The organism is Acetobacter sp. P5B1 (genome assembly GCF_018811985.1).
Classification (GTDB): Bacteria; Pseudomonadota; Alphaproteobacteria; order Acetobacterales; family Acetobacteraceae; genus Acetobacter; species Acetobacter cerevisiae.
The window spans coordinates 37,599-53,999 of record NZ_JACRVS010000017.1; the positions used below are offsets into that span (position 1 = coordinate 37,599).

Below are 16,401 nucleotides of genomic sequence, written 5' to 3' on the forward strand. Positions count from 1 at the left end.
TTTTAAAATCAACTGACCTGCGTGCCTTTCTGTTTACGCACCGGAGCGGTCATGGCTTCGGGTTTCAGAAGATCCGCCAGCAGTTCGGGTGACATCGGCACACGCTCCTTCAGCACATCGGCAACCAACCGGTTTTCCGCCAGAGCCTGTTTGGCGATGGATGCGCACAGCTCATACCCCAGCACCGGCACAAAGGCGGTAATAATGCCAATGCTGTTCTGCACCTGCTCCAGACAGCGTTCCTTGTTGGCATGAATACCGCGCACGCATTTTTCCGCCAGAACTTCAAAGGCGTTCTTCATCATCTGGATGGAGTCCAGAATGCAGTAGCCCATGGCGGGCTCAAACGCATTCAGCTGAAGCTGGCCACCTTCTGCACAAAATGAAACGGTCGCATCATGCCCGATCACCATAAACGCCACCTGATTGACCATTTCCGGAATAACCGGATTAATCTTACCCGGCATGATGGAAGAGCCAGCCTGCGCGGCAGGCAGAACAATTTCCCCCAACCCGGCACGCGGGCCACTGGACAGCAGGCGCAGATCATTCGCAATCTTGGAAATCTTGATAGCCAGCCGCTTGAGAACACTTGAGCAGGTCACAAATGCCCCGACATCCGACGTCGCTTCAATCAGGTTCTCAGCCTGTTTCAGCGGGAAACCACACAAATCAGACAGATGGTCCGTCACCAGTGCGCCATATCGTGGGTCACAGTTAATCCCTGTGCCAATAGCCGTCCCACCCAGATTGATTTCAGAAAGCTGGGGCACCACAGCTTCCACCGCAGCAATCTCTTTCCGCAATGTGCCAGCATAGGCTTGAAACTCCTGCCCCAGTGTCATCGGGACGGCATCCTGCAACTGGGTGCGGCCTATTTTCAGGACAGATTTGAATTCTTCGGCTTTTTCCTCAAACGCATTCACCAGTCGTTTCAGAGAGGGCAAAAAAGACCGCAAAGCAAAACAGACAGAAATTTTAACGGCAGTCGGATACACATCATTAGTAGACTGAGACATGTTCACATCGTCATTCGGATGCAGGCTATCGTACTGCCCTGCCTCAAATCCAGATGCCATAAGCCCGACATTAGCCACCACCTCATTGGCGTTCATATTGGTCGAGGTTCCGGCCCCGCCCTGCAGCACATCAACCTTAAAATCTGGCAAATATTCCGGAAGGTTCTGAGTGATTTCCTGACAGGCCTTCTCAATCATCGCAGCCTTTTCCGGGGACAGATAGCCGAGCTGATGATTAGCTGAAGCCGCTGCCTGCTTCACCAGAACAAGTGCTTTAATGAGATCCGGAAATTTTCCTATTGGCGTTCCGGTAACCGGAAAATTATCTATGGCGCGTGCCGTATGCACCCCCCACCGCGCATGAAGCGGCAGAACATAGGCTCCCAGACTATCTCGTTCAGTCCGCTGCACTTTGTCACTCTTCGGATCGACACTGTTTTGATAAGACATCAGGACAACCTTTCCGCCTGGAGTTTCTCACAAAAAAAGCTGCCGCAGATCTTTCACCTTATTCCGGTGACTGATCTGCGGCAGCGCCGCTCATACCCTTAAATCTACTGTGTGTACCATCACGGGACACTTAGCCGACGTTAAAAATCCAGAGACGTTTTGACGTAATACATGCCACCACTAAACCCGTAAGGAGAGTAAGACGCATATTTAGCCAAACCCTGCTGCGTGTTGGCAATGGAGTGCGGCACACGCGTCGGGTGCTTGTTCCCAACGTTATTGGCACCCACGCCTACTGTCCAACGCGGAAGAATTTTATAATCAACTTCCAGATTGGTGATGAACCCCGGATTCTGCTGGAACGGCACAGCCCCGGCCCCGGTGGGTGCTGCCATATAGACAATGGACCCATAACGCAGTTCCTGCACGGACGCAGACCACTTCCCACGCGTCCAGTTCATGCTGATCTGTTCACGGTTTTTCGGAGCGGAATGCAGAACCATCATCTTGGTGTATTCATTCACCAGATCAGATTTTGCAGACCGGATTTCGTTATCCGAGAAATTGATCCCCATCGCAAAACGGAACTGACCAAGCTTTGCCGTGTGCAGCGTATAATCAGCACTGAAGTCACCACCAAATGTCTGCGTATTATACAGGTTGGCATAATAGGAAAGTGATGTTGCACTTTCCAGGTTTGCATTTTTCAGCAGATCCAGAAGTTCAGAGTCATTCTGGTTAACCGAATAAGTTTTGGTGCTGCCCATTCTGCCGTTAATGGCAATATAATACAGGTTTCCCGTTACGTGGAAATCATCAACCGGGGTTGCATCAAAGCCGATCGAATAGCTGCGGGAGTATTCCCCCTTCATGTTGCCTGCGCCAAGATATTTGGCAATGGCGCTGCTGGCGGGAATCTGATCAACCGTATAACCGGGATACGGTGCTGAATAGAAATAGGACAGCGCGCCCAGCGTAGGCGGACGATAACCCGTATTGATATTGGCCCGAATAGCCCAGCGTTTGTTGAAATTATAGCGCGTACCAACAGAGCCGGTTTCAACTGTAGCAATATTATTATAGCTGCCTACGCGACCACCCAGTGTCCATTCCCATTTCTTGGTGACATAGAAGTCGAGATTAACGTTGCCTTCATACACGTCACGGTTTTGGTAAGTTGCGGCCATCGGGACGTTACCTGGATGATCAGTCGCCCCCATACCGCTCCAGGACGACGCCTCACCTTCAACCATCTGGAAGGTATCATGGCGATATTCACCGCCAAACCGCAGATTGATCGGCTTGGGTGCCCAGTCCGGGCGGAAGGAACGGGAGCCACGCAAACCAGCCGTCAGCTGCGTGGCAATAGACGCACCATCATAGAAGGAGGTTTGCGTGCTGCCGGGAATAGAAACGTTTTCAGAATTCGTGGTGCTGTAATTCTGTTTATCACGCGCGTAGGTCACGTAAGCATCCCAAGCAAAACCAAACTTGCGTGCCTTGATGCCGTTATCAGTCTCAAAATCCAGCTGATCCATGGCGATGTAAGGCTGGTTACCATCAGGATACAGATCAGGATTGATCCACTCATCCGAGCTGGTGTTCGCACGGTAAGTTTCCGGCACGTTCGCACGACGATGAGAGAAGGTAGATGTGCTGTAGAAATTAAAGCCACGAGCCATGGGAACAGACATGTTCTCGCTGATGGTTTCCAGCGTGGATTTGGGAATTCCTAAGCCGCGCTGAACATTACGGTTGGCTGTCTGGTTTCGGGAATCATCAAACAAGGTCCCGTAAAAATCCCCACCACGCGTTGTAGGAAGCTGATGGGAGACCTGAGCAGCAAGGTCGAGGTAACCGCCATTCCGACCCAGAGCCATGCCGTAATTGGCAGAACCATCCAGAGCCTGACCATCCCCTGCGTAATAACCACTGTTTTTAAAATTGATGCTGCCACCATGCGTATCGTGCTTGAGCACAATATTGACAGCACCCGCAATAGCGTCCTGCCCATACAAAGCGGAGGCACCTTCTGTCACAACTTCAATATGATCAATGGCGGAAACCGGAATAAGGGAAATATCGGCCGGTTCACTGCCCCAGTTAGTGCCAGAGTTTGAATTGAAATTTGCACCAATATGGCGACGATGGCCGTTAACCAGAATCAGTGTGTCATCCGGGGACTGACCACGCAGCTGCATGGTCTGCACAAAGGAGCTTGCACCACCGCCCGGAAGAGCCGCCGTCGTAATAGCCGGATTGGCCTGTGCCAGAGCAGACAGAACGTTTGTCTGGCCAGTTTTCAAAAGTTCAGCGCCTGTCACGACAGTCACCTGCGTCGTGCTGTGCTTAGGCGTTGTAGGTGAAAATACGGAACTGCCAGAATGGCCACCGACCTCGATGGATTCTTCACCACCCTTCATAGGGGTGGGTTTTGCACGCGCACGTGTGGGGACTGCTTTTACAGAAGTCGCTTTTGTCTTTTTCACAAAAACTTTCTGCGGCTTGCCTGTCGGCGATGCTGCACTTGCTGCAAACCCACTTCCTGCCGGAACAAGAGCACCGAACGCCACACTCGCGACGAGTGACAGTTCAAATTTCGATATTCTGGCCATCGCATCACCCTGAAATCCGGTCGGATTAAGAAACTTATCTGGTATCCTTATGATACGTTTCCGTTATGTTTTGGCGTCATACTGAATATTGATATGTTGCTTCCTAAAGGAATTTTCTGGCTGGTTTAAAAATATAACCACTTCTTTGCGACATAAAAAAAATCCCCCGCACAACCACTCATGGTTCTGCGGGGGATTCATTTCCAAAAAACTCAATCAAAACGCAGCCATGACAGACAACGTGTCAGATCAAACTGTTTCTATCGTCTTTTTTGCCAGTGATTACGGAAAAATAGCTTACAAAATCATTCCAAAACAATCGGCTTACGCACGGTCATGAGGGAAATCAGTCCAGCAACAATCAGAGCAACTGCACACAGATACCACGCCATATTGAAATTCCCTGTCCAGGCAACGATATAGCCCGTCAGAATCGGAGCTGTCAGACCAAGAGCATTACTGAATGTCAGCGTTACACCTGTGACTGATCCGATTTTCTGGCCGTCCTGCAACATATCTGCAAGCATGGCGGTGTTCGCCCCGTTCGCCGCAATCAGGCAACAGAGTGAGAGAGACAACACAGCCAGAATTGGCATTTCTTCATGAAAGAACGGGAGAAAGCCAATCATCGCGCTCCCGATAATACAAAACGCGACAATAAAGCGCCGATGGCTTGGGTCAGCATTTTTGCGGAAAACAAAATGCTCCGCCACACGCCCCAGAAACACCGCGCCAATAGCACCCAGCACATAACACCCCGCTGTGCCACTTCCGGAACCCAGAACATTCAGGTGCAATTCATGAATCAAATAGAATGGCACCCAGGACATCAGAAGAAAGTTCAGAAAATTCTGTGTACACTGCACAACCAGAATGCCGCAAAATGTGGAAGAGCGGAACAGAGACAGCACTTCTGAAACCCGAATGGGACGAACACGCGCCTGCGTGTCTGATTTTTCCGGATTTCTGTAAAGCAGCCACCAGGCGAGCGCCCAGATCAGCCCTACAACACCCAGCGCCATAAATTCAAACCGCCAGCCCACTTTTGCAATCAGGTAGGCTCCGGCAATCGTACCGCCCGCAAGCCCGATCTGCATCCCTGTCAGCAGCACCGTCATGACGGTGCCCCGCTCCTGCGGTTTTGCCCAGTTGCGAACAATGGTTGCACCCACACCAAATGTTGGAGCTTCCCCGACGCCGAGCAGCATGCGTGTTAAAATAAACTGTGTCACATTGCGGGTCATGCCGCCCAGAATCATTGCGCAGGACCAGACGGAAACCGCCAGACTGCCCACAAGGCGCGCGCCGACGCTATCCAGCAGGATGGTCGATGGCAGATTCAACACAAAATAAGACCAGAGAAAACTGGAGGACACCCAGCCCATCTGAACAGACGAAAGGGAAAATTCACGACCCAGATCAGGCAGAGAAATGGAAAGAGCCGCACGGTCCCCGTAACTGATGACATACATCAGGAAAATCATGCCGAAAAACACGTAGCGTGATGAGTCTGCGTTCTTGTTCATCGCTTGATTACCCTTCAAACCTTCTGCCTTGAAAGGCGCACTGGCCTCACACAACCCATCAGTCTTTTTTACGATAACGGAACATTACGATTACACCATACCTTCGGTGCTTTTTTACGGATTTTTTAAAGTGTTCCGGTGGAAGATTCTGATTCTAAAATTGTTTTTTGCTTTGCTGGTCTTTCATGCCGCAGCATCCAGAGACCAGAGCCGATAATCAGCAATCCCCCCACGAACATGGCTACACCGGGGACTTCGCCAAAGCCCAGCCAGCCAATCAGTGCCGCCCAGACCAGACCACAATAAGCAAACGGGCCAATGGCAGAAACCTGTGCAGAAGCAAAGGCTTCTGTCTGTAAAACCTGTGCAATCCCGGCAAAAGCACCAACTGCGACAAGGCAAAGAAGATCCGCACGCGTTGGCATATGCCAGACAAACGGCAAGGCAGCGGCGGTCGCCGCCGTCATCAAAATAGCCTGCCACATGGCAATGGTTGTGCTTTTTTCCGTCGCAGAAAGCTGGCGGATCTGCATGGTCGTCAAAGCACCCACCGCACCTTGCGCCAGCGCAACTGCATAAGCCCATGTTGGAACGGTGCCATGACTACCACCAAGAAGCCCCTTCCCCGTTGCTACAACAACAACACCCACAAACCCGACGGCTACCGCAACCCAGCGCTGAACAGACGGACGCTCATGCATGAGCGGAATGGATAGAAGAATGAGAAAAAGCGGCTGCGTGTAAGATAAAACCTGCTGCTCTGCCAACGGGAGATGTGTGACAGCAACAACCGTCATGATCATGCTGATCAACCCGACAACGGAGCGGATAACATGCCCACCAAAGTGGTTGGTCTTCAAAACAAGGCCGCCACGCAGCGCAATCACCACGACAAACGGCAGAGAAAACAGATTTCTGAAAAAGACGATTTCAACAACAGAAAGCGTTGAACCGGTAATTTTCTGCAGGGCATTGAGAAGAGCGGTAAAAAGTGTGGCCAGAGCCAGCAGATACGCACCACGCGCAAGATTATGTTGCATGGACATTATCGTTCTTTTTCTGCCCCGTTCTTCTCAAAGCCTTTTATCCTTCAGCTGCCGCAATTTCACCACCCATCGCAGCAATCTGCGAGGCAATGGCCTGCGCCAGCTTATCGGAACCCGGCGTGTCGCTATGCACAAGGATAGAGCGGGAGTGAATGGGCAGCGATTTACCATCAATAGTGGTCACGTTTCCGCTCTCAAGAAACTGCTTTACGCGCTCCTTAACTTTATCCAGATCATGAATCACTGCGCCCTCCAGCCCACGCGGCACAAGCGCCCCATTGGCCTGATAGGCACGATCTGCCAGAAAAAGAGAACGCACCCGCAAACCGGCTTTTCTGGCAGCCAGATCAATCGGCTGCCCTTCCATGGCCAGCATCACCAGATCGGGATCAATCTGCGCAATAACGCGGGCAAGACGGTCCGCCAGATCCTGCTCCGCATTGGCCATTGTGCCAAATGCTGCATGATAGCTGACATGGCCTACCCGTATGCCATGACGTGCGGCAATCCCTTTAAGGGCACCAATCTGGTAGGCCAGCATGGCTTCCATTTCTTCAGCACTGACAACCATGGTCCGGCGGCCAAACCCCATCCGGTCAGGCAGACCCGGATGCGCCCCGATGCTCACGCCACGCTCTTTAGCAGCCTGCACAACGCGGTCCATAATCAGATGGTCACCCGCATGAAAGCCACAGGCAATATTGGCCGATGAAATCACGTCCATCAGTGCGGCATCATCCGCAATCGTCCAGCGACCAAAGCCCTCGCCAATATCGGCATTCAAATCAATCTTCATGATTTTTTACCGGCCTGACCGGCCTCCCTGCGCATAAAAGATTTTCTGTAAAGGGCTGCATTACCCTGAAGGTCCTGCAGATAAGCCTCTTCATTCCGCATGGCCTGTAAACCTTCTGCATGGTCACAGCATTGCAGTTGCACAAAGCTGCCAATACGCGCCTGTGCCAGACGCCATAAATCCGCTTCGATCACCGTGGCAATGCGCGGATAACCACCGGCTGTATTGGCGTCCGCCATCTGCACAATCGGCTCACCTGCCGGTGGGACCTGAATAATTCCGGGAATAACCCCGTAAGAACGCAACTCTACAGGATGCGTCAGCTTCAAAGCCCCGCCTTTCAGACGGTAGCCAAGCCGGTTGCTTTGCGCTGTAATCTGCCAGGAGGCGGACCAGAAATGGGCGCGTGCTTCTTCCGTAAACAGGAAATAGTCTGTTGCCGGAATAGCCCGCAGGGTCACGGTCTTTTCTTTTTCTTCGGCACAAGCGGCGGGGAGTGCGCGCAGAGGAGGAACCGCCCCAAAGCCGTCCGGCACGCAACTACCTATCCCCGTAAGCTGATCGTCCGCCTGCAGCGGTCGTCCGAGATAGCCTCCAAAGCCCCCTCGCAACTGCGTGCTGCGAGAGCCGAGCACAACCGGCACATCAATCCCGCCACAAACGCACAGATACATCCGAGCGCCGACAGAAGGACGGTCGAGCGTCAGAACGTCCCCCGCCTGCGCGGTGGCAACTGACCATGGCTGAAGCGCCCGATCCCCAAGTTTAATCGTCCCTTCCCCGCCGGTGACAACAAAGCTGACAGCCTTGTCGAACCGTATTTTGAAAGGAAAGGTCTGCACTTCAATACAGGCGGCATCCGGCACATTACCCAGCAAAATATTCCCACAACGCAGCGCCAGAGGATCCATCACGCCGGACGTGCTCACACCCAGATGGCGATACCCAAAACGGCCCGCATCCTGCACACTGTTCAGCACACCGGTTTCAAGAACTGTAATCACACTTCAATACTTTCGGCATAAAAGCGAATCTGGTCACCCACATCAAACAAGGCGGGCGGCTCGCGTTCCGGGTCGAACATCACAAGGTCGCTAAAACCGATGGAGTTCCAGCCATTCGGCCCTGTCAGTGCAGAAATACCAGCCTGCGGCCCACCAATTGTGACTGTGCCTGCCAGCATTTTTAAGGAGGGGACGGATTTACGCGGGGTTTCCAGACGCGGATCCAGACCGTGCAGATAGCCAAACCCCGGCACGCTCCCAAGCGCACACACTGTATATAGGGGTACCTGATGCAGCGTGATGACGTCCTGAGGAGACAGGCCGCAATGCTCGGCAACGCGCGGAAGGTCAGACCCAAGCTCACCGCCATAACGGACCGCCACTTCAAACAGACGCCCCTTGATGTGCTTTTCGGGCAGCGTCTCCCATGCCTTACGCAGCCAGCACGCCACCGTCTCCGGATTTTCCGGCGGGATGGAGAAAATCAGCATCAGATTGGTGACACCCGGCATAACTTCCGCAACATCCAGGCGTTCGGAACAGGCATCCATGAGCGCCCAGATCCGCCGCTGGCAGGCCAGCGTAAACGCGCCGGGCGCTTCAAACAGCATGGCCCGCGTGCCGATCATGCTGATGGTGGGCTCATCTGCTGAACCAGAAAACTGATCTGTCTTCAGCGCAGTCATGGTTTCAGTCATGCGCGCAGGAACAATTGTGTAAGATGGCAGCCACCAAATAATGTCCTGTAAGGTGTTCTATATTGCGTCCGTAACGATACGGTCAGAGAGCGAAACGCCGCCAACATTATCTGCCTGTGATGACATACAATAATCTTATGACCACCACGCCACGCGAAGACATTGGATAATCTTATGACGCAAGACGGAAGTGATCTTGGTCAATGGAATATTCCGTCTCTAAAGTGAAATGACTTATTGAAGTCTGGCCTGCGCAGCAGGGCAGTTCCGATCCATAGACATCAGGATATTTCATATCATGACGACACAGCCTTACAGCACAGCACTTGTTACCGGCGCCTCCTCTGGCATTGGTGCCGCGACCGTCCGTCGCCTGCGGGAACTGGGGCTGGAAGTGCATGCCGTGGCCCGTGACAAGGAACGCCTGGACAAACTGGCCGCAGAAACCGGCTGCATTGTGCACGCCGCCAGCGTGGCAGATCTGGACGCCATGGGCGCGATCTTCAAAGAGCATGAGATTGATATTCTCATCAACAATGCCGGTCAGTCCCGCACAGGCAACATCACCAATACGACGGAAGAAGATATTGACGGGCTGGTGGACATCAACCTGCGCGCCGTCCTGCAACTGACCCGCCTAGCTCTGCCGGGCATGATTGCACGGGATCGCGGCCATATCGTCAACATCACGTCCATTGCCGGCCATTACGCGTTTGCCGGTGGCAACACGGTTTATCACGCCACCAAGGCTGGTGTGCATTCTCTCTCTCAGCAGCTGCGGTGTGACCTGTTCGGCAAGAACATCCGCGTAACGGAAGTCTCCCCGGCCCGCGTGCAGACGGAAGTCTTTGGTCGCCTGATTGGCAACATGGAAGAAGCTCAGCGTCGATTCTTTGATGAATATGACTCTCTTCTTCCGGAAGACCTTGCAAATTCAATCGCTTTTGCCATTTCTGCACCACAGCGGATGAATGTCAGCTTCATGGAAGTGCTGCCCACCATGCAGGTTGTGGGTGGTCTGAACTTTGCAAAGAAACCGGCTAAATCCTGACAGCTATGGACACTCAAGCTCTCAAAGCGCTGATAGACCTGTTTGGCCGAGCTCCGCTCCGTGAGCTTGAGATTTCGGAAGGCGGCCAGACTCTTAAAATCACGCGTTCAGAACAGGGTGCCGCACCGGCGGCCCTTGTTCCAAGCCGCCCTTCCGCACCTGTAGCCCCGGCAGAACCGCCTGCCGGGCAAGCCCCATCCACACCCGTTCCAACGCCTGCGGTCCAGCCTCAGGCAGAGCGTGTTGTGACCGCCCCCATGTATGGCACCCTCCACCTGTCTCCCTCCCCGGATGCTCCGCCTTTTGTGGCGGTGGGAGACACTCTGAGCGTCGGACAGCAGATAGGTCTGATAGAAGCCATGAAAGTTTTCACACCGGTCAAAACCGAGGTTGCAGGCCGCGTTGAGGCCATTCTGGTGACGGATGGCAGTGAGGTTGAGGCCGATCAGCCTCTGATGCGTCTGTCATGAGCGCGGCCCCCTCTTTCGGGCGCGTCCTGATTGCCAACCGGGGCGAGATCGCCTTGCGCATTCAACGCGCCTGCCGCCAGCTCGGGCTGGAAACGGTTGCTGTCTATTCCGAAGCAGATGCCCAGAGCCGCCACGTTCTGGAAGCAGATATTGCTCTGTGCATTGGGCCTGCTTCTGCCGCCCGCAGTTATCTGGATGCCGATGCCATTATTCTGGCCGCCAAGGTGACAGGGGCGATGGCAATTCATCCCGGTTATGGCTTTTTGTCGGAAAATGCCGACTTTGCGGAAGCTGTTGAAAAAGCCGGAATCACTTTCATCGGTCCGACGCCTGCATCCATCCGCCTGATGGGCGACAAGATTACCGCCAAGCAGACCATGCAGGCGTCCGGCGTGCCGTGTGTTCCCGGCTCAGATGGCCCGCTGCCAGAGAACGAGCAGGCTATTCTGGATCTGGCCAATGCGGTTGGCTTCCCGGTCATTGTCAAAGCCTCTGGTGGCGGTGGTGGCCGTGGGATGCGGGTGGTCTGGTCAGCCGACGAACTGATCAAGGCGGTTGCGTTGACCCGCAAGGAAGCCCAGCAGGCCTTCGGGAATCCGACCCTGTATCTGGAACGCTTCATGCAGAAGCCCAGACATATTGAAATTCAGGTGCTGTGCGATACCCACGGCAAAGCTCTCTGGCTGGGTGCGCGTGACTGCTCATTGCAGCGACGACACCAGAAAGTGCTGGAAGAAGCACCACCGCCCGGCATTCCGCCCGAACTGATTGCAGAAATCGGGGCGAGTTGTGCTCAGGCCTGCCGCAATATTGGCTATCGCGGCGCAGGTACGTTTGAGTTCCTGTATGAAGACGGTATTTTCGCCTTCATTGAAATGAACACCCGCTTGCAGGTTGAGCATCCGATTACGGAAGAAACCACCGGTATTGATATTGTCTGTGCACAGATTGAAATTGCGCAGGGCAAACCGCTGGATCTTGAGCAAAGCGCTATTCACACCACGGGTCATGCCATTGAATGCCGGATTAACGCGGAGGACCCGTTCTCCTTCGCGCCCTCTCCGGGCCGCGTCAGCCGATGGGATGTGCCCGGCGGGGCAGGCATCCGTCTGGATACGCATATTGTCGCAGGGAGCGTTGTGCAGCCGTATTATGACTCCCTGATTGCCAAGGTCATTGCACGGGGAGCAACGCGCGACGAAGCTATTCGCCGCCTTAAAGTGGCACTTACCGAACTGCAGGTTGAAACCATCCTGACCAACATTCCACTCCATCAGGCACTCTTGTCTGATCCCGGATTTGTGGAAGGTGGCGTGGACATTCACCATCTGGAGCATTGGCTGGAAAAAAGGGAGCAGTCCTGATGAACATGCCTTTATCTGTCCCGAATTTTGAAACTCTTCTGAATTTAGAAGAGGTTGTGCAGATCAGTCAATGGCTTAAGGATGCTGGCCTGAGCAGCCTTGAGCTGTCTAATGCCCACGGCACCCGTCTGCGTATCAGCGTTGGTGACTATGAGCCCTCTGCGGCTCCTACCTCTGCGCTTGTTTCTCCCTCTGCACAAACGCATCCGGAAAAAGCACCCTCCACTGATATTCCAGTGAAGGCTCCGTATTTTGGGAATGTGCTGCTGCGCAATCCCGTTACAAAGAAAGAGTTTGCACCAGAAGGCAGCTCAGTGCGGGCGGAAGATACCGTTGCTATGCTGCAAATTGGGGAACTGACAGTTCCTATTACAGCGCCACAAAACGGCACAGTAGCGCAGTTTATCGCGAAAGAGGGTGATCTGGTGGGCTATGGCCAGACGGTTCTGACGCTTCAACCTGCCTGACTACAGAACGCTTTTCACAAAGCAGCGATAAGAAAACCCCGCCTGTTCAGAGCGGGGTTTTTCATTATCCGGCAACCCTTCAAAGATTTGCCGGATCGTATGTTTCTTTTACTTCAGACCAGCCACAAATCTGGCAATCCGCTCACATCCTTCGCGCAGGGTTTCAACATCTGTCGCATAAGACACACGGAAGAACGGGCTCATGCCGTAGGCTGTTCCCTGGACGGTAGCGACCTGCTGCTCTTCCAGAAGACCCATTACAAAGTCTGTGTCTGTTGCAATGGTTTTCCCACCTGCGGAAACCTTATTCATGCAGGCACTGATATCTGCATAAACATAAAAGGCACCCTGTGGCTTGTGGCAACGAATACCCGGAATGGCGTTCAGCAGACCAACCACCAGATCACGCCGGATCTGATATTCCCGCGCACGGTCTTTCAGGAAATCCTGCGGTCCTTCCAGAGCGGCAACTGCGGCGGCCTGAGCCAGCGTATTAATCCCGCTGGTGGACTGCCCCTGCATGTTGTTCATGGCGGCAATCAGCTTTTTAGGCCCACCACCGTACCCAACGCGCCAGCCTGTCATGGCGTAGGCTTTGGAGACACCATTAACCGTGAGAACACGATCTTTAAAGCGCGGCTCAACCTGCGCTATCGTGCAGAATTCAAACCCATCATAAACAAGATGCTCATAGATATCATCTGTCATAATCCAGACATTGGGATGCTTGAGCAGAACGGCCGCAATGGCTTCCATATCCGCACGCGGGCAGCAGGTGCCGGATGGATTGTTCGGGAAGTTCAGAATGACCCATTTGGTGCGCTCTGTAATGGCCGCATCCAGATCTTCCGCCATAAGGCGAAAGCCGTTTTCCTCTTTACAGGGAACCTGAACCACACTTGCGCCAGCCAGACGTGCCTGGTCAGCGTAACTGATCCAGTATGGCGTGGGCAGCACAACCTCATCACCCGCATTACAGGTGGCCATGATCGCATCAAAAATGATCTGCTTGCCACCATTGGCAATCAGGATCTCATCAAGCGCATAATCCAGATTATTTTCCCGCAGGAATTTATTGCGGACGGCCTTCTTGAGTGCGGGCTTGCCGGCCTGCGGCGGATATTTTGTATCCCCTGCGCGTGCCGCTTCCACAGCAGCTTCCACAACATGCGGCGGCGTCGGAAAATCAGGCTCACCGGAAGAGAGGCTAATGACTCGAATACCTTCAGCCTTAAGCGCTGTTGCTTTGTCCGTCATTGCTGCTGATGCAGAAATGGAAATTCCGTTAAGTCGATCCGCTAAACCAGGCATCACACACGCACTCCGAAAACTTCGCTCCGGCACCCCGAGAGAGAAGTCAGTGAATTATCGATATGAAATGAATTTATGCCCATCGCCCATGCAGGAGATAGCATTGAAAAGCATCTACCCCCATACAAGAATTCTATGACAGGAAATAATACGTCTTTCCAGGAATTAACGCGCACAAATGAACACGGAGCAAATTATTCATAGAATAATAATGCCTAGTTTTTGATTTTTATTATACTTACTTTATTTATATAGAATATTTATTACTAAATTTGTTTTGTAAAATCATATTTATAGAGCGATAACTTTACATTTATTGACAAAACATCACGAATTCGTTATAAATATAATCAAATACGGCGCATGGAGAAAGCAACGTGGATATTAGGCGGTTACAAGCGTTCGTAAAAATCATTGATATCGGCAGCATTTCCCGCGCGGCCGATATCCTGAATATTGCACAGCCCGCCCTGAGCCAGCAGCTTGCCTCGCTGGAAACAGCCTTCAAACAGAAGCTGTTGATCCGCAGCAAGATGGGCGTAACTCCCACAGCTGCCGGGCTGGAACTCTATCGCCATTCCCAGACCATCATCAAACAGCTTGATCGCGCCATGACGGAGATCAGCAATGGTGGTGGCCCGCTTGTCGGCAAGGTGTCTGTTGGACTTTCTCCGTATTCTTCCGGATCCACCCTCTCACTCGCCCTCCTCAAGGAAGTCCGCGCCAGATTGCCGGGGATTACGCTGCATCTGACGGAGAGTTTTGACGATATCTATAGCGAGATGGTCATGACGGGGCGGTTGGATATGGCCGTCATTCACGGTGCAGGCCCTATTAAAGGCGTGCATTTTACACCGCTGATGAAGGAAGATTTCTTTCTGGTCGTGCCGGAAGAAGCTTCTTTTGCAGAAAACCTTTCATCACCAGTCAAACTGTCTGATCTGACCGAAGTACCGCTGCTTCTACCCCCGGACTATAACTTTGTCCGCAAACGCATCAACATGGCCTTTGCCCGGAAACAGATCACGCCCAATATTGTTGCGGAAGTTGAAGCCCTGCTGACCCTTCAGGACGCAGTTGCGGCTGGGATCGGCTGTACAATTCTGCCTTGGTCCGTTGCCAGCAAGATTATCGTACCCGGCAAATCGCGCGTGTGCGAGCTGTGTAGCCCCGTTATTCAGGAAGATGTTTCTCTGTGTGTTCCGGAGAGCATTCCGGAAACAGAAGCAGGACTGGCTGTGCGAGAAATTCTTATTGAACTCGCTAAAAGCATGGTTGCCTCACAAAACTGGCCCGGCACCAAAATCATGGATACCTGAAAGCTTCAAAATTACTGTGCGCGCCTTTTAAGCTGCTCAAGATGTTCTGCTGCCCGTCCCCTGTTGGCATGAGCGTGACGCTTCAGGGCATCCCATGCTGCATCACGTTTCCAGTCTAGAAGATAATCGGTTGTGGGACGCTGCCGCATAGCTGTTTTCAGATGATTAATTCGAACAATCTGATTATGCACACGTCGGCTAGTGTGGGCTGAGCCTGCAAACACGACTAGAGAAAAGACATGATCCTTTAACCCAGTAACATGTCTGACAGCCGCAAGATGTCGGAAATTCTGGCAAACTGGATTTTGGAACAGATAATATTTATTGCTTCCAACCAGACGAAAGCTTTGTTTCCATACCTGATAATCTCGCGTGCCTGAAATAAAGCCGCCATAGGTTTTAGTTTCAATCACCACCAATCCCCATGGCATTTTTGCAATGTGATCAATCTGTGTCAGGCCGCGCTCATCTTCCAGATAAACATCTGTCAGATGATCCATAGCTACGCGATTCAAAATGCGATCAACGTGCAGCTCTCCCTCTTTCCCAACTTTTAAAGCCGCTTCATTGTCGAATGCGTCTTCAACTTCTTCAATGACGGCACCAGCAGACGGTGCTTCATCCGTAAGTGTTTGCAGAGGGTCATCACTCTTTGCCTGGAAGGGTGATGGCCTAAAGGCAGAATGAGGTTTTCGTGGTTTCTGGTCCTGCGACGCAACCAGCGCTGTAACAAACCGATAGAGGCCATAAACGACGACGCCGATTATCCCCCATTCAAGAATGGACCAGAAATAAGAGTAAAAAAGAAAGGCTGCAATAATCAGAGCGAGCAAAGGGTACACAAGAGACTCGTTTCAAGCCTGAATTTTTCATGTTGTTGACCAATCGGGCCCAGCTTTGAAGCATAGCCTACGTCGCCTACAGCAGGCCTACGTGTGTTTTGGCCTTAACCAAAGCGCTATTTCCCGCCTGCATTTCTGCATCGGGTTAGGGTTTGGATTTCTTTGTAGGGGATATGGTTGCGGGGGCAGGATTTGAACCTGCGGCCTTCAGGTTATGAGCCTGACGAGCTACCGGGCTGCTCCACCCCGCGGTGGTGTTGATTAGGGTAGACTGGAAGACCTGGCGGCGACCGACTTTCCCACGACTTAAGCCGCAGTATCATAGGCGCTGGGGGGTTTCACGGCCGAGTTCGGGATGGGATCGGGTGGATCACTCCCCGCCATGGCCACCAGGTCATCCAGTCCACCCTGAGTGGGGTGGTG

The 16,401-nt window shown here is 52.8% G+C and carries 14 protein-coding genes, 1 tRNA gene and 1 rRNA gene; 5 read left to right on the top strand and 11 right to left on the bottom strand.

Going from position 1 to position 16,401, the window contains the following annotated elements:
- Window positions 1–8: 8 nt before the first annotated feature.
- From KP703_RS10815 to pxpB, 7 genes are all read right to left on the bottom strand, one after another.
- Complete coding sequence (locus KP703_RS10815) at window positions 9–1,469, bottom strand: aspartate ammonia-lyase (protein WP_215754910.1); 1,461 nt, start codon at window positions 1,467–1,469, stop codon at window positions 9–11.
- A gap of 140 nt (window positions 1,470–1,609) precedes the next feature.
- Window positions 1,610–4,084: a TonB-dependent siderophore receptor gene (locus KP703_RS10820; protein ID WP_215754912.1), complete on the bottom strand. Its 2,475-nt coding sequence runs from the start codon at window positions 4,082–4,084 to the stop codon at window positions 1,610–1,612.
- A gap of 305 nt (window positions 4,085–4,389) precedes the next feature.
- Window positions 4,390–5,610, bottom strand: coding sequence for an MFS transporter (locus tag KP703_RS10825; protein WP_215754914.1), 1,221 nt, complete (start codon window positions 5,608–5,610; stop codon window positions 4,390–4,392).
- Between the two features lie 125 nt (window positions 5,611–5,735).
- Window positions 5,736–6,650, bottom strand: coding sequence for a DMT family transporter (locus tag KP703_RS10830; RefSeq protein WP_215754916.1), 915 nt, complete (start codon window positions 6,648–6,650; stop codon window positions 5,736–5,738).
- A 43-nt stretch (window positions 6,651–6,693) separates the two neighbouring features.
- Window positions 6,694–7,452 carry a LamB/YcsF family protein gene (locus KP703_RS10835; RefSeq protein WP_215754918.1) on the bottom strand — a complete coding sequence of 253 codons (759 nt, stop codon included), beginning with the start codon at window positions 7,450–7,452 and terminating at the stop codon, window positions 6,694–6,696.
- The gene (locus KP703_RS10840) at window positions 7,449–8,456 is read right to left on the bottom strand and encodes a biotin-dependent carboxyltransferase family protein (RefSeq protein WP_215754920.1); all 1,008 of its coding nucleotides are present in this window, start codon (window positions 8,454–8,456) and stop codon (window positions 7,449–7,451) included. Before KP703_RS10840 ends, KP703_RS10835 begins: the two co-directional genes overlap by 4 nt.
- Window positions 8,453–9,142, bottom strand: coding sequence for a 5-oxoprolinase subunit PxpB (pxpB, locus tag KP703_RS10845; RefSeq protein ID WP_373687477.1), 690 nt, complete (start codon window positions 9,140–9,142; stop codon window positions 8,453–8,455). The genes KP703_RS10840 and pxpB overlap by 4 nt, the downstream gene beginning before the upstream one ends.
- A gap of 310 nt (window positions 9,143–9,452) precedes the next feature.
- On the opposite strand from pxpB, the gene KP703_RS10850 reads away from it, so the two are divergent.
- The 4 genes from KP703_RS10850 to KP703_RS10865 are packed head-to-tail and all read left to right on the top strand — an operon-like array spanning window position 9,453 to window position 12,506.
- Window positions 9,453–10,205 carry an SDR family oxidoreductase gene (locus KP703_RS10850; protein WP_062273242.1) on the top strand — a complete coding sequence of 251 codons (753 nt, stop codon included), beginning with the start codon at window positions 9,453–9,455 and terminating at the stop codon, window positions 10,203–10,205.
- Between the two features lie 5 nt (window positions 10,206–10,210).
- Window positions 10,211–10,675, top strand: a complete 465-nt coding sequence (accB, locus tag KP703_RS10855) for an acetyl-CoA carboxylase biotin carboxyl carrier protein (RefSeq protein ID WP_215754924.1) — start codon at window positions 10,211–10,213, stop codon at window positions 10,673–10,675.
- Window positions 10,672–12,039 (top strand): acetyl-CoA carboxylase biotin carboxylase subunit, encoded by a 1,368-nt coding sequence (accC, locus tag KP703_RS10860; protein ID WP_215754926.1) that lies wholly within the window; start codon window positions 10,672–10,674, stop codon window positions 12,037–12,039. The genes accB and accC overlap by 4 nt, the downstream gene beginning before the upstream one ends.
- The gene (locus KP703_RS10865; protein ID WP_215754928.1) at window positions 12,039–12,506 is read left to right on the top strand and encodes a biotin/lipoyl-containing protein; all 468 of its coding nucleotides are present in this window, start codon (window positions 12,039–12,041) and stop codon (window positions 12,504–12,506) included. Before accC ends, KP703_RS10865 begins: the two co-directional genes overlap by 1 nt.
- A gap of 108 nt (window positions 12,507–12,614) precedes the next feature.
- Here the strand turns inward: KP703_RS10865 and KP703_RS10870 are convergent, their stop codons facing one another.
- Window positions 12,615–13,817 carry a pyridoxal phosphate-dependent aminotransferase gene (locus tag KP703_RS10870; RefSeq protein WP_215754930.1) on the bottom strand — a complete coding sequence of 401 codons (1,203 nt, stop codon included), beginning with the start codon at window positions 13,815–13,817 and terminating at the stop codon, window positions 12,615–12,617.
- Window positions 13,818–14,194: 377 nt separating this feature from the next.
- Between KP703_RS10870 and nac the strand changes: the two genes are divergently transcribed.
- A complete protein-coding gene (gene nac, locus KP703_RS10875; protein ID WP_062273251.1) occupies window positions 14,195–15,136 on the top strand; it encodes a nitrogen assimilation transcriptional regulator NAC in 942 nt (313 codons plus the stop codon).
- Window positions 15,137–15,147: 11 nt separating this feature from the next.
- On the opposite strand, the gene KP703_RS10880 is transcribed toward nac, so the two are convergent.
- The 3 genes from KP703_RS10880 to rrf form a co-directional block, all read right to left on the bottom strand.
- Window positions 15,148–15,969, bottom strand: a complete 822-nt coding sequence (locus tag KP703_RS10880; protein ID WP_215754932.1) for a nuclease-related domain-containing protein — start codon at window positions 15,967–15,969, stop codon at window positions 15,148–15,150.
- 183 nt (window positions 15,970–16,152) lie between these two features.
- Window positions 16,153–16,229, bottom strand: a tRNA-Met gene (locus KP703_RS10885).
- A gap of 27 nt (window positions 16,230–16,256) precedes the next feature.
- Window positions 16,257–16,372 (bottom strand): 5S ribosomal RNA (gene rrf, locus KP703_RS10890).
- Window positions 16,373–16,401 lie beyond the last annotated feature (29 nt).